The 21,301-nt window shown below is 60.4% G+C and carries 18 protein-coding genes; 9 read left to right on the top strand and 9 right to left on the bottom strand.

Annotated elements, in window-relative coordinates; translation table 11 throughout:
• Nucleotides 1-91: 91 nt before the first annotated feature.
• The 3 genes from AC07RO_RS02905 to AC07RO_RS02895 all read right to left on the bottom strand — a co-directional run bounded on the left by AC07RO_RS02905 (nucleotide 92) and on the right by AC07RO_RS02895 (nucleotide 2,677).
• Nucleotides 92-1,435: an ATP-binding protein gene (locus AC07RO_RS02905; RefSeq protein WP_423574663.1), complete on the bottom strand. Its 1,344-nt coding sequence runs from the start codon at nucleotides 1,433-1,435 to the stop codon at nucleotides 92-94.
• Entirely contained in the window at nucleotides 1,432-2,109 is a 678-nt protein-coding gene (locus AC07RO_RS02900) for a response regulator transcription factor (protein WP_133777011.1), read from the bottom strand. Before AC07RO_RS02900 ends, AC07RO_RS02905 begins: the two co-directional genes overlap by 4 nt.
• Before the next feature lie 139 nt (nucleotides 2,110-2,248).
• Nucleotides 2,249-2,677, bottom strand: coding sequence for a hypothetical protein (locus AC07RO_RS02895; RefSeq protein ID WP_495085238.1), 429 nt, complete (start codon nucleotides 2,675-2,677; stop codon nucleotides 2,249-2,251).
• A 1,160-nt stretch (nucleotides 2,678-3,837) separates the two neighbouring features.
• Here AC07RO_RS02895 and AC07RO_RS02890 point away from each other — a divergent pair.
• On the top strand, nucleotides 3,838-4,563 hold the full coding sequence (locus AC07RO_RS02890; protein ID WP_495085237.1) for a 4'-phosphopantetheinyl transferase family protein: 726 nt from the start codon (nucleotides 3,838-3,840) through the stop codon (nucleotides 4,561-4,563).
• On the opposite strand, the gene fhuF is transcribed toward AC07RO_RS02890, so the two are convergent.
• The 3 genes from fhuF to AC07RO_RS02875 are packed head-to-tail and all read right to left on the bottom strand — an operon-like array spanning nucleotide 4,514 to nucleotide 7,626.
• Nucleotides 4,514-5,287, bottom strand: coding sequence for a siderophore-iron reductase FhuF (gene fhuF / locus AC07RO_RS02885; RefSeq protein ID WP_495085236.1), 774 nt, complete (start codon nucleotides 5,285-5,287; stop codon nucleotides 4,514-4,516). The two genes, AC07RO_RS02890 and fhuF, sit on opposite strands and share 50 nt — an antisense overlap.
• Nucleotides 5,245-6,885: an ATP-binding protein gene (locus AC07RO_RS02880; protein WP_495085235.1), complete on the bottom strand. Its 1,641-nt coding sequence runs from the start codon at nucleotides 6,883-6,885 to the stop codon at nucleotides 5,245-5,247. The genes fhuF and AC07RO_RS02880 overlap by 43 nt, the downstream gene beginning before the upstream one ends.
• A gap of 3 nt (nucleotides 6,886-6,888) precedes the next feature.
• Nucleotides 6,889-7,626 (bottom strand): response regulator, encoded by a 738-nt coding sequence (locus AC07RO_RS02875; protein ID WP_495085234.1) that lies wholly within the window; start codon nucleotides 7,624-7,626, stop codon nucleotides 6,889-6,891.
• Between the two features lie 630 nt (nucleotides 7,627-8,256).
• Here AC07RO_RS02875 and AC07RO_RS02870 point away from each other — a divergent pair.
• The 6 genes from AC07RO_RS02870 (at nucleotide 8,257) to AC07RO_RS02845 (ending at nucleotide 15,810) form a co-directional block, all read left to right on the top strand.
• Nucleotides 8,257-11,172, top strand: a complete 2,916-nt coding sequence (locus tag AC07RO_RS02870) for a ribonucleoside-diphosphate reductase subunit alpha (protein ID WP_192172936.1) — start codon at nucleotides 8,257-8,259, stop codon at nucleotides 11,170-11,172.
• 113 nt (nucleotides 11,173-11,285) lie between these two features.
• The gene (locus AC07RO_RS02865; RefSeq protein ID WP_282366739.1) at nucleotides 11,286-11,456 is read left to right on the top strand and encodes a YhfG family protein; all 171 of its coding nucleotides are present in this window, start codon (nucleotides 11,286-11,288) and stop codon (nucleotides 11,454-11,456) included.
• Nucleotides 11,456-12,064 (top strand): putative adenosine monophosphate-protein transferase Fic, encoded by a 609-nt coding sequence (locus AC07RO_RS02860; protein WP_495085233.1) that lies wholly within the window; start codon nucleotides 11,456-11,458, stop codon nucleotides 12,062-12,064. The genes AC07RO_RS02865 and AC07RO_RS02860 overlap by 1 nt, the downstream gene beginning before the upstream one ends.
• Before the next feature lie 641 nt (nucleotides 12,065-12,705).
• Nucleotides 12,706-13,953: a ribonucleotide-diphosphate reductase subunit beta gene (locus tag AC07RO_RS02855; RefSeq protein ID WP_133777019.1), complete on the top strand. Its 1,248-nt coding sequence runs from the start codon at nucleotides 12,706-12,708 to the stop codon at nucleotides 13,951-13,953.
• 269 nt (nucleotides 13,954-14,222) lie between these two features.
• The gene (locus tag AC07RO_RS02850; RefSeq protein ID WP_495085232.1) at nucleotides 14,223-14,756 is read left to right on the top strand and encodes an REP-associated tyrosine transposase; all 534 of its coding nucleotides are present in this window, start codon (nucleotides 14,223-14,225) and stop codon (nucleotides 14,754-14,756) included.
• 157 nt (nucleotides 14,757-14,913) lie between these two features.
• Nucleotides 14,914-15,810, top strand: a complete 897-nt coding sequence (locus AC07RO_RS02845) for an HNH endonuclease (RefSeq protein ID WP_495085231.1) — start codon at nucleotides 14,914-14,916, stop codon at nucleotides 15,808-15,810.
• A gap of 65 nt (nucleotides 15,811-15,875) precedes the next feature.
• On the opposite strand, the gene AC07RO_RS02840 is transcribed toward AC07RO_RS02845, so the two are convergent.
• The gene (locus AC07RO_RS02840) at nucleotides 15,876-16,166 is read right to left on the bottom strand and encodes a hypothetical protein (protein WP_192171491.1); all 291 of its coding nucleotides are present in this window, start codon (nucleotides 16,164-16,166) and stop codon (nucleotides 15,876-15,878) included.
• 363 nt (nucleotides 16,167-16,529) lie between these two features.
• On the opposite strand from AC07RO_RS02840, the gene AC07RO_RS02835 reads away from it, so the two are divergent.
• Complete coding sequence (locus AC07RO_RS02835) at nucleotides 16,530-17,504, top strand: restriction endonuclease (protein ID WP_495085230.1); 975 nt, start codon at nucleotides 16,530-16,532, stop codon at nucleotides 17,502-17,504.
• A gap of 389 nt (nucleotides 17,505-17,893) precedes the next feature.
• Here the strand turns inward: AC07RO_RS02835 and AC07RO_RS02830 are convergent, their stop codons facing one another.
• Nucleotides 17,894-19,147: a glycine hydroxymethyltransferase gene (locus AC07RO_RS02830; protein ID WP_495085229.1), complete on the bottom strand. Its 1,254-nt coding sequence runs from the start codon at nucleotides 19,145-19,147 to the stop codon at nucleotides 17,894-17,896.
• 25 nt (nucleotides 19,148-19,172) lie between these two features.
• Nucleotides 19,173-19,898 (bottom strand): GntR family transcriptional regulator, encoded by a 726-nt coding sequence (locus tag AC07RO_RS02825; RefSeq protein WP_495085228.1) that lies wholly within the window; start codon nucleotides 19,896-19,898, stop codon nucleotides 19,173-19,175.
• Between the two features lie 164 nt (nucleotides 19,899-20,062).
• Between AC07RO_RS02825 and AC07RO_RS02820 the strand changes: the two genes are divergently transcribed.
• A complete protein-coding gene (locus tag AC07RO_RS02820) occupies nucleotides 20,063-21,274 on the top strand; it encodes a pyridoxal-phosphate-dependent aminotransferase family protein (RefSeq protein ID WP_495085227.1) in 1,212 nt (403 codons plus the stop codon).
• Nucleotides 21,275-21,301: the final 27 nt, after the last annotated feature.

Genomic DNA, 21,301 nt, shown 5'->3' with positions numbered 1-21,301 from the left:
AAGAGGGTGGCGGTTTTCCGCCGTTTGATGGCAAATCGTCCGCCACACTGGCGGGTATCCGCCTCGAGAGCCGTGCAAACCGCTTGAGCAGTTAGATGGCGAACTGGATGCGGAACGCCGCGCCGCCCAGTTCCGAATCGCCCAGGGTGAGCCGCGCGCCGTAGCTTTCGATGATGTCCTTGACCACCGCCAGACCGATGCCCTGCCCCGGGTTTTGCGTGTCCAGCCGCTCGCCGCGTTCGAGAATCCGTGCGCGCTGATCTTCCGGCACGCCGGGGCCGTCGTCTTCGATGCACAGCTCGTCGCCCATCATCGATGACCGCCAGCTCACGCGCACTTCGCCGAGACACAGGCGGTAGGCGTTTTCCAGCAGGTTGCCGAGCATCTCCAGCAAGGCGCCCTCTTCCATCTGCACCTGGCAATTGTCCGGCAGGTCGAGCACCACGTTGACGCGCTTGTCGCGGTAGACCTTTTCCAGCGTGTTGCACAGGCTCTGCACCACGGGTTTGAGGGCCACGTGATAGCGCACCAGCCCGCTTTTGCGCAGGCTGGCGCGCTGCAATTGGTAGCTGATTTGCTGGCTCATGCGCTCGATCTGCGATTGCAGAATCCGCGCCTGCTCCAGGTCTTCCGGCCGTTTGGCGATCTGCTCGCTGACGCCTTGCAGCACCGCGAGCGGGGTTTTCAGGCTGTGGGCGAGATCGTCGAGGGAGTCGCGGTAACGAATGCGTTGTTCACGTTCGCTGCGCAGCAGGCGGTTGAGGGAGTCGGTCAGGCGCAGCAGTTCGCTGGGGTGTTCTTCGCTGAGGCTTTCCCGCGAGCCCGCCTCGACCTGATCCAGTTCCTGACTCATGCCCCGCAGCGCACGCAGACCCCAGGTCAACCCGCCCCACAGCAGGATCAACAGGACCAGCAGCGCGCCGCCAAAACCCAAATAGAGTTTTTCGCGCAGGCCGGAGATGGTTTCCTGGTATTCGCGCACCGGTTGAAGGGCGACGATGCTGTAGGCGGCATTGCGCCCGCCGAGCAGCTTGATTTCGACGTCGTAGACGAAGAACTCTTCGCCGTTGGGTTGGCGGATCTTGGCGAATTCGTTACCGCGGCCGTCGTAGCGCGGCTGGTAGTCAATCGCTTCGTCTTCGGTGGCCCGGGAGCGCCACACCAGTTTGCCGGCGCGGTTATAGATGTAGCCGAGCAAGCGGCTGTCGGGCAGGGCGAACTGCTCGCCGGGCAGTAACGACGGCATCAGCAGGTGGTCGTCTTCGACACGGGCGGCGGAGATCAGCGTGGTGACGTCGGACGCCAGACGTTTTTCGATGGAGCTTTCCAGGGCCAGGCTGAAAGCGCTTTGCAGCGCCGGCAGCATGAGGAGCATGAAGATGACGGCCAAGGTCGCGGCGCCCAGCATCAGACGCAGGCGCAGCGAACGGATCATGTACAGCGCTCGGTAAACAGGTAGCCCAGGCCGCGCACGGTGTCGATCGGTTTAAAGCCGGCAGGCCCTTCGAGCTTGCGCCGCAGCCGGCCGACCAGCACTTCGATCACGTTCGGATCGCGCTCGTCGTCATCGGGGTACAGCTGTTCCATCAGGCGTTCCTTGGGCACCACTTGCTGGTGGTGACGCATGAGGTATTCGAGAATCCGGTATTCGTAGGCGGTCAGCGCCAGCGGCTGTTCGTCGAGCGACGCCTGCTTGCGGTTGAGGTCCAGGCTCAGCGGGCCGGCGACGATGGTCGAGTGGGTGAAACCGCTGGAACGGCGCAACAGGGCGTTCAGGCGCGCTTCGAGTTCTTCGAACTGGAACGGTTTGACCACGTAGTCGTCGGCGCCGGCGGCCAGGCCTTCGACTTTGTCTTGCCAGTTACCGCGCGCGGTCAGGATGAGGATCGGGAACGCCTTGTTCTGCACGCGCAGTTGACGGATCAGGTCGAGACCGCCAACGCCCGGCAGGCCCAGGTCGATGACCGCCAGATCGTGGTTGAACTGGCCCGCCTGATACAACGCTTCCTCGGCGTTGCCCACCGCTTCGACGACGTGACCGCTTTCGGTCAAACGGGTCTGCAGGTGGTGACGCAGCAGGGCTTCATCTTCGACAACCAGCAATTTCATGACGCTCTCCCAGGCAAAGGCAACCCTCTTTTTTCAAGAGTTTCAACGACGCTGCCGAGCGCGTGCAGTGTGACGAGCCCGGCAGCGATTGTGCAATCCAGACACCGCGAAAAACAGGCTGGCGGCTTATAAAATTGGCTTATAAAACGTGGTGGACGGGTAAATAGGTGTGCTGACTCTCGCTCAGACTCAGCGAAGGCGGTTGCTGTACGGTGCGGATCGGTAAGCGGGTGTCGAACAGTCTAGTCGTGCCTGGCAAGGACGCCTGTGGATCGTAAGCGGTCGGAAGATTGGCCGTTTGCAGGCTCACGCCGTTGACGCGGGCGGTGAGATTTCCGTAGCCGGTGGCGTAGGGATCATCCACAGGCTGCTGGCTGAAGGTCTGGCTCCAGCTGCCGACCTGGGTGCTGCTGGCAAGGCTGCGGCGCAGGCCGTTGATGCGGTCGGCGCGTTCGGTGTTTTTACCGAAATCGGTGCGGGACACGTCCGCGTTGCCATCAGCCGCTTGCGCCGCCGCGCTGCTGCCAAGAAACGCCAGCGCCAGAAAGAGCTTGTTGAACGTCAGCATGAGCAGGTCCTCCGGCGCCAGGCGCCTTGTTGGGTACGGTTTGGAGCATACGCAGCCAGCGCTGAACCCCTCCTGAACATGTACTGGACCAGAGCATTCGCCAGCAAGCTGACTCCCACAGGTTTTGTGCATGACGCTGAAGTCTCGGGGCAACTCACATCCCCTGTAGGAGTGAGCTTGCTCGCGAATGCGGTCTGCCTGTGCCATCAACGTCGCCTGACCCACCGCATTCGTCAGCAAGCTGACTCCCACAGGTTCTGTGCTCGCCTTGGATTTTGCATTCACTGGAATGCAGTTTTTTGCGTGACGCTGAAACCCGGCCAACGCCGATCCACTGTAGGAGTGAGCTTGCTCGCGAATGCTTTCTGCCTGTGCCATCACCTCGCCTGACCCACAGCATTCGTCAGCAGGCTGACTCCCACAGGTTCTGTGCATGACGCTGAAGTCTCGGGGCAACACACATCCCCTGTAGGAGTGAGCTTGCTCGCGAATGCGGTCTGCCTGTGCCATCCACTCCGCCTGACCCACCGCATTCGTCAGCAAGCTGACTCCCACAGGTTCTGTGCATGACGCTGAAGCCTCGGGCAACTCACATCCCCTGTAGGAGTGAGCTTGCTCGCGAATGCTTTCTGCCTGTGCCATCAACGTCGCCTGACCCACCGCATTCGTCAGCAAGCTGACTCCCACAGGTTCTGCGCATGACGCTGAAGTCTCGGGGCAACACATCTCCTGTAGGAGTGAGCTTGCTCGCGAATGCGGTCTGCCTGTGCCATCACCTCGCCTGAGCCACCGCATTCGTCAGCAAGCTGACTCCCACAGGTTTTGTGCTCGCCTTTGCTTTTGCATTCACTGGAATGCAGTTCTGTGCATGACGCTGAAGTCTCGGGGCAACACACATCTCCTGTAGGAGTGAGCTTGCTCGCGAATGCTTTCTGCCTGTGCCATCAACGTCGCCTGACCCACCGCATTCGTCAGCAAGCTGACTCCCACAGGTTTTGTCCTCGCCTTGGATTTTGCATTCGCTGGAATGCAGTTCTGCGCATGACGCTGAAATCCCGGGCAACGCAGGCCATTGTGGGAGCGAGCTTGCTCGCGAAGACGGTTTGCCTGCCCGCAACCGGTTTTGCGCCCAACACCGCGGTTCCGGCAGAATGCCGGGCATGACTCGATCCCCGACACTGCCCGACTGTTGCCCTGCCCTCACCGCTCACTGGCCCTTGCCCCATGGGCTGGCGGATGTGGTGTTGGTGAGCAGTCGGTTCGATCCGCAAAAGCTCATCGACGGCGATTTTCAGCGCTGTCTCATCGAACCGCCCGCCTCCATTCAGCGTTCGGTGGCCAAGCGGAAGACGGAATTCCTCGCCGGTCGTCTGTGCGCGCGGGAGGCGATGCGCCAGTTGGACGGCCGCACCCACGTCCCCCTGATTGGCGAAGACCGCGCGCCGATCTGGCCGCAGGACATCACCGGTTCGATCACCCACAGCACCGGCTGGGCCGCCGCGATCGTCGCGCGCAAAACGGACTGGCGCGGATTGGGCCTGGACGTCGAACAGCTGATGAGCAACGAGCGTGCCGTGCGTCTGGCCGGAGAGATTCTGACGCCTGCGGAAATGCAGCGCCTGAACGCCGGGCCCGAGCATGAAACAGCCAAGGTCGTCACCCTGACCTTTTCCCTGAAAGAAAGTCTGTTCAAGGCGCTCTACCCCATCGTGCTCAAGCGCTTCTATTTCGAGGACGCCGAGTTGCTGGATTGGTCAGACGACGGCAACGCGCGGCTGCGGTTGAAACTCGATCTGTCGGCGGAATGGCATAACGGCAAGGAGCTGGACGCGCAGTTCAGCGTTCAGGACGGGCAGCTGTTGAGTCTGGTGGCGATTCGGGGGTGACGGCCGCGCCCAATGGACAATGCTCACACCGCCCCACCCATTCCACCCGATAACTCCAGCAGCATGTGCGCCGCTGCCGAACCGTCTGCCCATCCCTTTCTATATAGCTAACGGATTGGAACAACGGATTGCGCCGCCCATCCGGCCTCAGCCGTTCACGCAACAAGCCATACCCCGCAACCACGGAAACGTCGCTCGCCGCGGACAACTGCCGCAAGCAGGTTTCCAGATAATCCCCGGCGTTGCCCCACAGCACCGCCGCCGGCACATCGCCGTAGGCGCTCAAGCGGTCGATCACCTCTTGAAGATTCCCCAACAGCGGCGCAAAACGCTCGAACGGGTTATCCGAAGACGGCACCTGCGTCACGGCCCCCTCGAACCTCACCCCATCCAGAAACCCCCGTTCATGCAGGGCGAAACTCAGCCGGTCCAGCCCCAGCGGCCACCCCATGCCATGGGCCAGACTCGCCACCATCACCGGCGGAATCAGCTGCATCGCGTAGTACTTCATCCACTGCGACACCAGCACCGGCAACTGCTCCCTCACCAACTCCGGCCCATACACCTTCAGCAGCAAGCGATCCAGAGCCTCATCCCGCAACAGCTCGGTCAACGGCAGCACAGCCCGAGTTTCATCGACCACCACCGTTCGGGCAAACCCGGCCAGCGCCCCGTCGAACATCACGCCTCCCCCTGCTGGCGGGGCCAGGTCAAGCTGAAACACGCGCCGCCGAGGGTTTGACTGCGCCCGATCAGCGCGCGCCCGCCGTGCCAATGAATGATGCGGCGCACAATCGACAACCCCAAACCGTGCCCGCCCGACGCCCGGGTGCGGCTGTCGTCCAGGCGCATGAACGGCGTGAAGATCCGCTCCCAGGCACTTTCCGGCACGCCGGGGCCGTCGTCTTCGACGTCGATGCGACAGCGCTCCTCACCCAGTTCATAACCAATCCGCACCTCCGACTCGGCATGGCGCATAGCGTTGCTCAGCAGATTCTGCAGCGCGCGATGCAAATAACGCGGCTCGGCCTCGACCCAATGCTCGCCGTCCGATCCGACACGATGCAGCGCATCAACGCACTCCCCACGCCTGACACTGATGTGCGGCCGCAGCGGCGCCAGTTCGGCAATCACCTGCTCGATCAGGGCGTCGAGGTCGATGCGCTGGAAATTCAGGGTCGGCGCGCCCTGCTCCAGGCGCGCGTAGGTGAGCATCTCGTCAACCAGCTTGTCGAGGTCCTGGATATCGCTGTCCATGCCGACCATGTATTTATGCCGCGCTTCGGGGGTCGTGGCGTCGTTGATCATTTCCAGCCCGAAACGCAACCGCGCCACCGGCGTGCGCAGCTCATGGGACACCGCGCGGACCAGTTCGCGCTGGATCATCAGCGAACGCTGCAGGTGTTCGGCCATGCCGTTAAACGCCAACGCCAGCCGTCCGACCGAATCCGCGCCCGCTGCGGGCACGCGGGTTTCCAGGCTGCCCTGGGCGATCTGCGTGGCCGCCGCTTCCAGCCCGCGCAGCCGATGTTCAAGCCGACGCACCAGCAAATAAACCACCAGGCCGATCAGGCACAGACCGAGAAAGGCGATGAGGATCAGCAGCTCCGGCGGATAGGGGTTCATCTGAAACAGCGGGCCGATCTCCAGCACCCACGGGGTCTCTCCGACGCCGGACAGTACGCGGATCGAATCGCCGCCCTTGCCCAGCGCCATCACCGTGTCACCCTCGTCGATGCGCCGACGCTGGTCATCGTCGACATCCAGCTTCTCCAGCCGGATCAGCTGCATGTCGAAGCCGAAACCCTTGCTCTGGCGCAACGCTTCCAGCCGCGCCGGCTGCTCATCGACAGGCAGACGCACCAGCTCGTCCAGCAACAGAAAGATCGTGGCGCGGGCCAGTTGCTCGCTGATCTGCCGCACCTCGCCCGTCAGCAGCAAGCCGCTGGACGGATTGCCCGACATCGCCGGCTCGACCTCCCGAAACACCTGCGCGGCATGGGGGCCGGTCTGCTCGACCACTACCTGCCCGCGACTCAGACGGCTGCGCGCGCTGCCGTCCAGATGCGCGTGCTCGGCGGTTTCCAGTGTCAGCGGAATGCCAAGCAGACGTTCCCACACCGCGAGGGCGCGAGTGCGTTCAATGTCATTCATGCCGCGCAGGTTGTCGGCCATCAACGTGAAGGTGCCGTGGGCCAACTGCTCGCGGTACTGCTCGGCGCGCACGGCGTTGACCAGGTGCAGGGTCAGCACACCCAGCAGCGCCACCAGCACCAGAACGCCGAGCATGCCGCCATAAATGCGCAGGAAGATGGAATTCATTGGTCAGCCGTCGCGCTTGAGGGAGGGCAGTTGCGCGGCGGCGTGGGGGACGAACAGGTAACCCTTGTTGCGCACGGTCTTGATCAGGCGCGGGTGATCGGGATCGTCGCCGATGCGCGGGCGGATTTTCGAGATGCGCACGTCGATGGAGCGGTCCTGGCCGTCATAACCGACGCCGCGCAGGGCCGTGAAAATTTCCTCGCGGGAGAGAATGCGCCCGGCATTGGCGACCAACAGCCACAACAGGTCGAATTCGGCGCTGGTCAGCTCGACGCTCTGGTCGTTGAGCCAGGCTTCGCGCAGTGTGTTGTCCACCACCAGCGCGCCGAATTCCAGCCGGTGCGGTTCCTCGGCGGGGCTTTCGGGTGCCTCGCTGCGCCGCAACAACGCATGAATGCGCGCAAGCAAAACCCGGGGATGCACCGGCTTACCCACGTAATCGTCGGCGCCCATGTCCAGGCCCTGGATCTGATCACTGTCGTCGGTGCGCGCGGTGAGCATCAGGATCGGGCCGTCGTAGTGGCTGCGCACTTTGCGGCAGATGCTCAGGCCGTCTTCGCCGGGGAGCATGAGGTCGAGGATCACCAGATCCGGCTGCTCGTCGATGATGCGCCGGGCCGCCCGCGCGCCGTCCCCTTCCAGGCTCACGCGCAGGCCGTTGTTTTCGAGGTAGTCGCGGGTGAGCTCGGCCAGCCGCTGGTCATCCTCGACGATCAGTACCTGCCAGGGTTGTGGCTGCACGGTGAGGCTCCTTGTTTTTTCTTATTGATAGTGCTTGCGCATCGGGCTTTTGCGACAGCGTTAACGCCCGCTGAAATCCGCAAAAAATGATTTTGGCCGCCGACAAAGCGCTCATGCCAGACGCCATGCGGCCTACACGGGATTTCCCTGTTTCACACACAAATTACACACAGCTTTATCCACAGGTCATGCGTTGCAGTAAGTGTCCGAAACGCATATCTTGTAGCCCTTCGACGGCGGAGACCCTACATGTAGCGTTTTCGCCGAAATCACAAACACAAGTCGTGGCGCGATTTCAAGGTTTTTTTCTCGCGCGTTACCTGTGTACGAAGGGCTGAATAACCCCCGAATCTACCGCTCTACCCCGCCAGCGCGAATGGCAGACCACCCAGCCTTGGGATCTGCGTGCAGCGGTACACGAGTTGCAACATCACATGCGCATTCTGCAACAGTTTTTCGGGTGACGGGCTCAAGTCCGGCACCCTTTTCGACTTCAACGCCAGGGAGGGTAAATCCACCTTCCCATTCGTCCTGAAGTCATGGCCTGACGTTTGTCAGTTCACTGCCGCAAGACGAAACGGTGGGCGTGCACTTGGCGCCCAAACAAACTTAGAGAACGTGGAGACACCCATGCAAACCGACACAACTCGCGAGAATCCGCAGGCCACCGCGCCGCAGACAGGTGCGACCCAGCAGGACCTGTCCGCCACCGCGCCGGGTCAGCTGCGTGTGATCAAGCGTAACGGCACCGTCGTTGCGTACACCGATGACAAGATCACCGTCGCCATCACCAAGGCCTTTCTCGCAGTTGAAGGCGGCACCGCTGCCGCTTCGTCGCGTATCCACGACACCGTTGCGCGCCTGACCGAACAGGTCTCCGCGACCTTCAAGCGCCGCATGCCGTCGGGCGGCACCATCCACATCGAAGAAATCCAGGATCAGGTCGAACTGGCGCTGATGCGCGCCGGCGAGCAGAAAGTTGCCCGCGACTACGTGATCTACCGCAACGAGCGCTCCAAGGAGCGTGCCGGTCGCACCGCTGGCGAAACCCCGGTGCAAGCGCACCCGTCGATTCGCATCACTGCCAAAGACGGCAGCCTCGCGCCGCTGGACATGGGCCGCCTGAACACCATCGTCACCGAAGCGTGCGAAGGCCTGGCCGAGGTCGATGCCGACCTGATCCAGAGCGAAACCCTGAAGAACCTGTACGACGGCGTTGCGTTGACCGACGTCAACACCGCACTGGTCATGACCGCGCGTACCTTGGTCGAGCGTGAGCCGAACTACTCGTTCGTCACCGCCCGCCTGTTGATGGACACCCTGCGCGCCGAAGGCCTGGGTTTCCTCGGTGTCGCCGAAAGCGCCACCCACCACGAAATGGTCGACATGTATGCCAAGGCGCTGCCGGCTTACATCGAGAAAGGCATCCAGTTCGAACTGCTGAACCCTGTGCTGGCCGAATTCGACCTGGAAAAACTGGGCAAGGCGATCAACCACGAGCGCGATCAGCAGTTCACCTACCTGGGCCTGCAGACCCTGTACGACCGTTACTTCATCCATAAAGACGGTATCCGTTTCGAACTGCCGCAAATTTTCTTCATGCGTGTGGCCATGGGCCTGGCGATCGAAGAAAAGGCACGCGAAGACCGCGCCATCGAGTTCTACAACCTGTTGTCGTCCTTCGACTACATGGCCTCGACTCCGACACTGTTCAACGCTGGCACCCTGCGTCCACAGCTGTCGAGCTGCTACCTGACCACCGTTCCGGATGACCTGTCGGGCATTTACCACGCTATCCACGACAACGCCATGCTGTCCAAATTCGCTGGCGGTCTGGGCAACGACTGGACCCCGGTTCGCGCGCTGGGCTCTTACATCAAGGGCACCAACGGCAAATCCCAGGGCGTCGTGCCGTTCCTGAAAGTCGTGAACGACACCGCCGTAGCGGTGAACCAGGGCGGCAAGCGCAAAGGCGCTGTCTGTGCGTACCTGGAAACCTGGCACATGGACATCGAAGAGTTCATCGAGCTGCGCAAGAACACCGGCGATGATCGTCGTCGTACCCACGACATGAACACCGCCAACTGGATCCCTGACCTGTTCATGAAGCGTGTCTTCGACGACGGCAAATGGACCCTGTTCTCGCCGTCCGAAGTCCCTGATCTGCACGACCTCACCGGTAAAGCCTTCGAAGAGCGCTACGAGTACTACGAAGCGCTGACCGAGTACCCGGGCAAGGTCAAGCTGTTCAAGACCATTCAGGCCAAAGACCTGTGGCGCAAAATGCTGTCCATGCTGTTCGAAACCGGCCACCCATGGCTGACGTTCAAGGACCCGTGCAACCTGCGCAGCCCGCAGCAGCACGTGGGCGTGGTTCACAGCTCGAACCTGTGCACCGAGATCACCCTGAACACCAACAAGGACGAGATCGCGGTCTGCAACCTGGGCTCGATCAACCTGCCGAACCACATCGTCGACGGCAAGCTGGACACCGACAAGCTCAAGCGCACCATCGACGTTGCCGTGCGCATGCTCGATAACGTGATCGACATCAACTACTACTCGGTGCCGCAAGCGAAGAACTCCAACTTCCGTCACCGTCCGGTCGGTCTGGGCATCATGGGCTTCCAGGACGCGCTGTACCTGCAGCACATTCCTTACGGTTCCGATGCGGCCGTGGAATTCGCCGACCGCTCGATGGAAGCCGTCAGCTACTACGCGATCCAGGCGTCCTGCGATCTGGCGGACGAGCGCGGTGCCTACGAGACGTTCCAAGGTTCGCTGTGGTCCAAGGGCATCCTGCCGCTGGATTCGCAACAGATCCTGATCGAGCAACGTGGCCAGAAGTACATCGACGTCGACCTAGAAGAAAGCCTGGACTGGGCGCCTGTGCGTGCTCGCGTTCAGAAAGGCATTCGTAACTCGAACATCATGGCCATCGCGCCGACCGCGACCATCGCCAACATCACCGGCGTGTCGCAGTCGATCGAACCGACTTACCAGAACCTGTACGTGAAATCGAACCTCTCGGGCGAATTCACCGTGATCAATCCGTACCTGGTTCGCGACCTGAAAGCCCGCGACCTGTGGGACTCGGTCATGATCAACGACCTGAAGTACTACGACGGTTCGGTGCAGCAGATCGAGCGCATCCCGCAGGAGTTGAAAGACCTCTACGCGACCGCCTTCGAAGTGGACACCAAGTGGATCGTTGACGCGGCCAGCCGTCGTCAGAAGTGGATCGACCAGGCGCAGTCGCTGAACCTGTACATCGCTGGCGCCTCGGGCAAGAAGCTGGACGTGACCTACCGCATGGCCTGGTACCGTGGTCTGAAAACCACTTACTACCTCCGTGCCCTGGCCGCGACCAGCACCGAGAAGTCGACCATCAACACCGGCAAGCTGAACGCCGTTTCCAGCGGTGGCCACGGCCCGGACGACTCGGCGATCACCGCCCCGCGTCCAGCCGAAGCTGCACCGGCCGGTCCAGCGCCAGTGCCAAAAGCCTGCGCGATCGACGAGCCGGACTGCGAAGCCTGCCAGTAAGCAACGCGTCAAGCGTCACCTTCGGGTGACGCCCTGATTGAAGGCTCCGCGTCCCCTAGGGCGCGGGGCCTTCTTGCGTTACACTCCCCTCATTCCCAGCCAGGAGAATGCCCATGCCAGCTGCCTCGCTAGAGTCCAAAAAAGCCTATTGCGCCAGAACGCGCCGCTCCAACTACGCCGCCAGCCTGCGTCTGGAAGGTTTCGAGAGCTCGCCCGCCGACTCCGAACGCCGCCTGCCCTCTCGGGAAGAGCTGCTCAACAGCTACCGCAAAAAACAGGCCTGATGGTCGACAAATACGGCGTCGGACAAGACCCTTACTGTCCGCCCGGCAGCACCGTGCTGCGCAACCGCCTCGACCTCACCGACGCAAAAACCCTGGCGCAAGCCGAGCGCGACCTGTCCGAAGTCGCCGCTGAATCCATCGACTTCTCCCCTCCTCCCTACGACCTGCTCTACCTTCAAGCCATCCACCGCCAACTGTTCGCTGATCTCTACGATTGGGCGGGCGAACTGCGCACCGTCGACATCTCCAAAGACCAGACCCACTTCTGCGTGACCCACCGCATCGAGCCCGAGGCCAACAAGCTGTTCAAGGTACTGGCCGACGCGAACTGGTTTCAGGAGCTGGATCGTGGAGCCTTGATTGCGGCGAGTGCGGAGCTGTTTGGGGATTTGAACGTGGTTCATCCGTTTCGCGAAGGGAACGGGCGTGCGCAGCGGATTTTGTTTGAACACATCATTGTGAATGCGGGGTTTGAGATCAGCTGGTGGCCGGTGGAGGCGGAGGAATGGATACGGGCGAATGTGGATGCGGTGGGGTGTGATTATGAGGGGATGGTGCGGGTGTTTGAGCGGTGTGTTGGGGGGGCGATTGGGGTTTCGGTTGAGTAACCTACAGGCATCTGCCGGCCATTGTTATGAACACCATTTGTCAGGTCGATAGTTATCAAACTAAGCAGTGACATGGGTGGTATTTCCCCGAGGCACACGTATCACGGGGCCTCATCAAGGCTGAGGGCGTTTGGCGCACGTTGACCTCCGTCACGAACACGCTCATATGTTGAAAAACTCGTTCCCTCTAACACCATATCGTGTGTATTCTTACGCCCGTGACCACAACATAGGCGATTCGCAATCAGCGAATCGTTGGTAGGTCAAGAAGAATTCAGCTCGCGTTCGTGATGTCGGACGACGACTGAAAGTGATGGATAGAAGGGCCTTCAGCCGAGACGTGCGGATCAAATTTCCGTATACTCGCGCCCCCCAATCAAGGACAACGCTATGACCACCTGCGCACCCAAAGCCGACCGGATTCCTATGGTCACCGTGCGTGTGCCGCGTCAGCGTTTTGCTCCGCTCCCGGGTGACAGGCCTAGCGCCTGACAACGTCAACCGGAACACCGAATACCTGGATGTTCAGAGAGCCCTCTCTCGACCGCTGTATGGCGTGACCCGTGTCACAACAGCAGCAAACCGATTACTCAAATCCACAGGCCGCGTAAAACCGGTCCTCTAGCAGGAGCCTCCTCACCATGCTGAGCTGGGACGAATTCGACAAGACCGACGAAGCTGAACCCGCCAAAGGCGCCAACGCCGGCCACGCTTCCGAAGCCGCGATGGACAAACTCGACAGCGCCGGTGGTGCTGCTGCGCTTGAAGCCCGCGCCGTCAGCGCAAACGACTCCGACGCCATTGCCCGCGCCAAAGCCGCGCTGGACAAGCTGGACGTCGCTGAAGGTCTTGCCGAACTCGAAGGCTCCGCCGCCCGCGTCGCGGTCGACGAAAAACGCATGATCAACTGCCGCGCCGACCTTAACCAACTCGTGCCTTTCAAGTACGACTGGGCCTGGCAGAAATACCTCGACGGCTGCGCCAACCACTGGATGCCGCAAGAGGTCAACATGACCACGGACATCGCTCTCTGGAAAGATCCGGAAGGCCTGACCGACGACGAGCGCCGCATCGTCCTGCGCAACCTCGGCTTCTTCTCCACCGCCGACTCCCTGGTTGCCAACAACCTCGTGCTGGCCGTGTATCGCCTGATCACCAACCCTGAATGCCGCCAGTACATCCTGCGCCAGGCCTTCGAGGAAGCGATCCACACCCACGCCTACCAATACTGCATCGAATCGCTGGGCATGGACGAAGGCGAGATCTTCAACATGTACCACGAGATCCCGTCGGTCGCCAAAAAGGCAGCCTGGGGTCTCAAATACACCCGTTCTATCTCCGATCCGAAGTTCGAAACCGGCACCGTCGAAACTGACAAAGAACTGCTGCGCAACCTGATCGCCTACTACTGCGTCCTGGAAGGAATCTTCTTCTACTGCGGCTTCACCCAGATCCTCTCCATGGGTCGCCGCAACAAAATGACCGGCGTCGCAGAACAGTTCCAGTACATCCTGCGTGACGAGTCCATGCACCTGAACTTTGGCATCGACGTGATCAACCAGATCAAAATCGAAAACCCACACCTGTGGGATGCCGAAATGAAGGAAGAAGCAACCCAGATGATCCTGCAAGGGACCCAACTGGAAATCGAATACGCCCGCGACACCATGCCCCGCGGCGTACTGGGCATGAACGCGGCGATGATGGAGGACTACCTCAAGTTCATCGCGAACCGTCGTCTGTCGCAGATTGGTCTGAAGGAAGAGTATCCAGGGACCACGAACCCGTTCCCATGGATGAGCGAGATCATGGACTTGAAGAAAGAGAAGAACTTCTTTGAAACGCGGGTTATTGAGTATCAGACCGGTGGGGCGTTGAGCTGGGATTGATTTGATCTCGACTTAGTGAGCTGCATACCAAAGGGCTGCCAGAAATGGTGGCCCTTTTTATTTGCTGAACGCCGAGCAGGCACTCGAGAATTCCTACCCGATCGTTCCCACGCTCCGCGTGGGAATGCAGCCCTCGACGCTCCGCGTCCATCGCGCTGGAGCTAACTAACCAATCTGAAGCACCCAGCAACACCAACCCGGTTCTACCAACCGCCCGCTTCCATTAGCCTCCGACGCTCCGCCCCCATCTCAGATTAAAGGACGAATCCATGGGCCGAAGCCGCTACACGATTACGGAAATCGACAAACCCCACTTCCTGACCTGCACAATCGTTGAATGGCTACCGCTCTTCACCCGCCCCGCCTTGGTCGATATCGTGCTTAACACGTGGCGCTTTCAACAAGCGAATCAAGGTCTACAGCTCTATGGTTATGTCGTTTTAGAAAATCACCTTCACTATCTCGCTCAGTCTCCAGACCTCGCAAAATCCGTGGCTGGCTTCAAGTCCTACACGGCGCGAAACATCATCGACTACCTCCAACTCACCCATGCTGAAAGCACCCTCCAACGCCTACGATTCGCAAAGCGCGCGCATAAGGTCGACCGTGTTTATCAGGTCTGGCAGGAAGGCGTTCATGCGGAAATGGTCTACAGCGAGAGTGTCATGCAGCAAAAGCTCGACTACATACATCAGAACCCGGTGAAGCGAGGGTATGTGGACTTGGGGGAGCAATGGCGATATTCGAGTGCGCGGGATTACCAAGGGGAGAAAGGGCTGATCGACGTGCAGCGTTGGTACTGATGGACGCGGAGCGTCCCGGGCTGCATTACCACGCGGAGCGTGGGAACGATCATGTTCACACTCGCTGGTAATTCCAGATGGTGTAAACCAGTTGTAACAAGACCCTTCATTGCCGCAACATTCCTTTCCTACAAAGGGCATGGAAAAGGACTACGTTGTGGCAAGAAAAAAACCGGCTGCGGTCTCCACCGGCGTCTATGCCTCGGAGCTTCTCCAAGAGGGGCACGTCTACACGCGAAATGACTTGCGAGACCTCTTCTCCATAACTGCCTCTAGTATCAACAACGGGATCTTCAAGCCTTCAGCGTTCGATTCAGTTTGGCTTTTCGTCACCGAGCAAAAAACGGCAGACCGTATTCAATATGATGATCTTCTTACTGGCGACATACTGCACATGGAAGGGCAGACGCAGGGAGGCACCGACCATCTTTTGGAAGAGCACGTCGAACGAGGGCTAGAACTACTCCTTTTTTATCGCAAGAATAAATTCGAGCACCCGGGTGCCGGCTTCACTTATAAGGGCAAATTTCTTTACCAAAGCCGGTCAGGGTCACTCCCTACGAGCTTCACCCTCATTCAAGCGAGCAGCCCAACGCTGACCAGCCCTTTCATCGAAGCGAAATTACAAACGGCAGGCGAATTCAACCCTAAAAACATCGTCGATGCCCGTACGAAAGTGCTTGCATCCATAGTTCGTCGCAAAGGACAGAGTAAATTTCGATCAACTTTGCTCAGAGCTTACAACTACAGATGCGCAGTGACGGGGTGCGAGATAGAGGCCCTGCTGGAAGCTGCCCACATCGTCTCTTATCAGGGAGCTGACACGAACGTCGTCAGCAATGGCCTGCTACTCCGCGCTGACATTCACACCCTATTTGATCTTGGCTTGTGTTGGGTAGATCCGACCAAGCTGGTCGTCAAGCTAGCCGAAGGTTTAGAGGGCAGCGAGTACGAGGCATTGCGAGATCAGCCGATCAGTCTTCCTGAAAACGTATTCGACCGGCCCAGTACGGATGCGCTAAGGTGGCATTTCAACGCTCTAAAATCGTATTGAGCGGGGTTTCAGGAAGTGACAAACAGCATTGAGAACATCCAGCTCAAGCTGCATTAACTAGCAATTCAACCCTTCATCCGCTGCCGATACTCCTGAACCATCCCCTTTGTTACATCTTCTTTGAAGCACAAAGGCGCATACCCTCCTGCACGGTTATAGGCGCTGCGTTTGCCGCAGCGGCTGCCGTTGCTAGCCGAGTTATAAGGGCATGGACAATTTTTGGGATAGGAAGAGATTGAGTCCTCAATGAGGATCTGCGCTATCGCGTCATCGGTGAGTCGGATTTCTTTGGCGGAGACGGTGAAAGCGGAGAGGAGCGCGAGCGCTGCAATGAAGCTGAGTCCTACATTTCTCATGGCCATTCCTTAGCTGTACGGACGAAGATTCCGTGCAGCCTTGTACCATGACATCATTGGGCCATCACAATGAGTTTTCTCTATGGATTTTCTGACTTTTCCGTAAACCGTTTACGGTAAGTTTCATAGACGACTTGCTTCATTCCGGTAGCCTCCTCCTAGGTGCATTTTCGAAACGCGAAGGGTGTGTGTGGAGCGCTCCAGATGTGAGGGATAGGCAAAAGAACCTAAGCCCTATTGCAACGAATCAACTCGCCGATACGCTGACATCTGCCACGCCGCATCGCGAGCAAGCTCACTCCTACAGGTCCAGCAGCGCTCACCAAACTTCCACCACAACGGACTCAATAAAAGACCACGGATATGGCCAAGAAAACCTCCAATCTAGAAGCCCTCATTTTTCTCGCCAGCAAGCTCCCTTGGTGGATCAGTGCTGTTCTCGCCGTGGCGTCTGCGGTCTGGCTGCATTCGGTGGCCATTGCTCCGCTCCCTACAAACCTAGATCCGCGCCATTTTGACAAGATGGTTTCCGCGTCGGCCTTCCGGGGCATGGCCACGTTCGGGCAATTCTTTGTTCCCCTGATACTCACCGCCGGCGCCATCGGCTCAATCATCGGCCGCCGCAAACGCCGCAATCTCCTGGAATCCGCCGCCACCACCAAAGGCAACCCACTGCTGAGCATCACCTGGCACGAGTTCGAATTACTGGTGGGCGAAGCCTTACGTCGGCGCGGCTACTCAGTACGAGAAACAGGCAAGAACGGCCCAGACGGCGGCATTGATTTGATTGCGCGCAAGGATGGCGAGACGTACGTGGTGCAGTGCAAGCAATGGCGTTCGGTACAGGTCGGTGTGCCGGTGGTGCGGGAGTTGTATGGCGCGATGGCGGCTGAAGGCGCTGTCGGCGGTTTCGTGGTCACCAGCGGGACGTTCACCAAACCGGCGAGGGATTTTGCGGCGGGGCGCAATGTGCAACTGGTCGATGGATCGGTGTTGAAGCAGTGGATCGCCGAGGCGAAGAAGCCTGGTCCAGGGCCAACGGTCGAGGTGGTGCCAGAGCGTGTTGAGCCAGCAATCGTTGAGCCAGAGGCGATCGTTCCGACGAGTCCCGCTCCAGCTCCAGCGCCAACTCCAACCGTGACGCAACCCGTCACACGCGAAGCCGAGCATGAACCTGCTGCTCTACCCCCGGCGCCTCTGTGCCCGCACTGCCGGAAAACCATGGTGATACGTGTCGCGAGAACCGGCGCCAACGCGGGCGGGAATTTCTGGGGTTGTGTGGCTTATCCAAAATGCCGTGGCATCCGGCCGATTTTCGCGCCGATGACGGTGAAGTAAAAACCGCTGAATAGGACGTCAGCCCAAGCCTGACGTCTTGCCCACAAAGCCTACGCCCACAGCCAACTGATCAACAACCAGCGCACCGCAGTGCCGCCGCACCAGCAAAAGAACAACGAATAACCCCGCCTGGCAAACCCAGAAAGTTCCCGCCTCATCCCCTCCCCGCACATAACATTTTCGCTAACAAATAGTTACCCGGGTTTCATTTGCCCCCGCCGCCCGTCGTTCCTAAAGTGGCTTCACCCCATCGAACCCGCCCAGCGCTGGAACGATGGAAGTCCACACCCAAGCCGGAGAACGTCAAACGCCTGACCAGCTTTTAGCATTTTGTTTCTGTCGTTTCGCTACGTCGTTGCTCCCGACGTGGTGCCTCCAAGCTCCAAACTTCAGCCGCTCCCCAGCGGCTTTTTTTTGCTCAGGATTTGCTGAATCCGATCTGCTATCTGCGCCGTATCAGCAACCGACCGAGCATGCAGCCGACCGCAAGCGCCAACGTGCAAAACATCACCCAGCAGTCGCGCCACATCCAGCATATCCAGCGCGTCCATGCCTTGCCGCGTGATGAATTGCGTGCCAAGCCGTAGCGCCTGATGCCCAGCGCGGGAAGGATCGACGCAGGTGCCGATGAGAATCCCCTGCGCCTCCAGCGCGTGCATCACAGCCCGCGGATCAGCATCAAGTGACAGCGGCAGTAAGAGTTGATGGGTGTGCACTTCGCCGTCGTTGGCCCCTATGACGGGCAACCCGGCATCGACCAGCGCGCGATGCAGCGCCGCGCTGTTGCTAACAATGCTGGCGGCATATTCGCGGCCGGTGGCCTGGGCTTCGGTGAGGGTGACCGCCAGGGAGGGCAGCCGGCCGGCGTCATAATTGGCGAGCATCCGGGTGTCGAGCAGTTCGCGCAGAGCGATTGCATCGTCCGGGTCGCGGCCGAGCACCAATCCTTGCGGGCGGCCGGGCAGGGTTTTGTAGGTGGAGCTGCTGATGAGGTCGACGCCAGCGTCAAAGGGGTTGGGGTACGTGCCACCGGCGATCAGGCCCAGCACGTGGGAGGCGTCGAACAGTGTTTTGGCGCCGACCGCGCGGGCGGCGCTGACCACCGGGGCGATGTCGTCGGCCTTGATCATGACGCTGCGGCCCAGCACGACGAGCTTGGGGCGGGTGTGGGTGATCATTTCCGCCGCGCGCGCTGCGTCCAGCTGGCAGTTGCGGCGGTCGAACGGCAGGTCTTCAACCACCAGACCTGCCAATTCTGCGGTGCCGCCACGGCGCTGGCTCAGGTGCCCGCCGTGCTCGGCAGCGGGTGCCAGCACTTTGTCGCCCGGCCGACAGTAGGCGTGGAAGATGGCCAGGTTGGCGAGGGTGCAGCTGGCCAGCCGGACTTCGGCCCATGCTGCGCCGAACAGGGTCATGGCGGCCTGACGGGTGAAAGTTTCAAGCTCGCTGACCAGCTCGGTGTCGGGCTGTTCTTTGTGACCGGTCGGGCCCATCGCCGGGTAGGCGCTGAGCGCGGGGGTGTAGGCGGCCATGGCGCGGGCGCTGGGGAGGTTGGCGCCGGCGTAGAGCATCAGGCGCTGGGTTTCCAGTTGCGGCAATCGGTCGGCGCAGGCGGCGAGCAATGCATCGAGATCACGGGGCATGGTCGGCAGCTTCCTTGATGATGAGTTAGCGGCGAATGGAGTCCGGGTGCTCGGACTCATCCCTGACCAGCAACATCAGGGCGTCGCGTTTTTCCAGCAGGTGGTGGCGCAGGATGCTGCTCAGGCGCTTGCCGTCCCGGGTTTGCAGGGCCTCGATCATTTCTTCGTGATCGTGCAACGCGCGGTCCCATTTCGGGGCCTGGTGGTTGGAGAGAAAGCGTAATGCGTGGATGCGCCGGTTCAGCGACAGGTAGACCTGACGCAGTGCCGAGTTGCGCGCGGCAAGGTTGATCAGGTCGTGGATCGCGCGGTTGCGCTGGTAGTAACCCGGCAGGTCGTTCTGGTTTTTGCTGACCACCATGGCGTAGTGCAGCGCTTTGATGTCGTCGATTTCCTGGGCGGTGATGCGCTCACAGGCCAGCTCTCCGGCGAAGGCTTCGATGCCGCTCATCAGTTCGAAGGTTTCGCGGATCTCCAGCTCCGACATGCGCGCGACGCTCGCGCCCCGGTTCGGGTTGATTTCGATCAGCCCTTCCACGGCCAGCACTTTCAGTGCTTCACGCAATGGCGTGCGGGAGATGCCGAGGGTTTCGCACAGCTCGCGCTCGTTGAGCTTGGTGCCTGGGGCGAGCACGCCTTCGGTGATAAAGCCGCGCAGGTGATCGATGACGATGTCGTGCAGGCGTTGGCGTTCGACTTTGGGCATTGGCCGGGCGTCGGGTTGAACGCTCATTTCTTCAGTATTTTGCATTCAATACATCCTTCCTGGACCCGCTCTAGCGCCGAGTCCTTATTCGAAAATGCTCCAGTTCGCTGGAAAGATTAGCGCAGTTAGGCCGTTTGACACAGCATCGCCGTGTGCTAGGTTAATTTTGAATTCAAAATACAAAATTATAAAAAGACAAGGAGACACCGATGCTGAAGCTCGATTTCCACCCTGCCGGTCGCCACTTCCTTCAGATTCCGGGGCCTAGCCCGGTGCCGGATCGCATCCTTCGCGCCATGAGTTACCCCACCATTGACCACCGCGGCCCGGAGTTCGGCGCGCTGGGGCTCAAGGTGCTGGAAGGCATCAAGCAGATCTTCAAGACCGCGCATCCCGTGGTGATTTATCCCGCGTCGGGCACCGGTGCCTGGGAAGCGGCGCTGTGCAACACCCTGAGTTCGGGCGACGAAGTGTTGATGTTCGAGACCGGCCACTTCGCGACGCTGTGGCAGAAGATGGCGTTGAGTCTCGGCCTCAAGCCGCAGTTCATTGGTCGGCCCGGCATTGAGGGCTGGCGCGGTGGCGTCGATGCGCAAATGATCGAAGACCACCTGCGTGCTGACGGCGGCCATCGCATCAAGGCCGTTTGCGTCGTGCACAACGAGACCAGCACCGGCGTCACCTCGGACATCGCTTCCGTGCGCAAGGCCATTGATGCGGCGGGCCACCCTGCCCTGCTGCTGGTCGACACCATCTCCGGCCTGGCCTCCGCCGAATATCGTCATGATGAGTGGGGCGTGGACGTGACCGTTTCCGGCTCGCAGAAGGGCCTGATGCTGCCACCCGGTATCAGCTTCAACGCCCTGTCGCCCACAGCCATCGAGGCCAGTAAAAGTGCCGGTCTGCCCCGCAGTTTCTGGGCGTGGGACGAGATCATCGAGATGAACAAAACCGGTTACTGGCCGTACACACCGAACACCAACTTGTTGTACGGATTGTCGGAAGCGCTGGACATGATCCTCGGCGAAGGCCTGGACAACGTGTTCATCCGTCACAACCGTCTGGCGAAGGCCTGTCGCACCGCCGTGACCGCCTGGGGCCTGGAAATCCAGTGCGCCGACCCGAGCGTTTACAGCCCTGTGCTCACCGGCGTGATGACGCCTGAAGGCATCGACGCCGACCAGGTGCGCAAGACCATTTACGAGCGTTTCGACATGTCCCTGGGCACCGGCCTGGGCAAGATGAAAGGCCGCATGTTCCGCATCGGCCACTTGGGCGACTGCAACGACCTGATGCTGATGGCCACTCTGACCGGCTGCGAAATGGGCCTGCAAATGGCCGGCGTAAAACTGCAGTCCAGCGGCGTTCTGGCCGCCATGGATTACCTGGGAGGGCAATCGGTGCCGCTGCGACGCGACTAACGCCACACCTGGCTGCGGCACACCCGC

It is taken from the genome of Pseudomonas sp. GW821-FHT07F05, from assembly GCF_059418765.1.
This window is presented reverse-complemented; position numbering and strand designations above follow the sequence as displayed.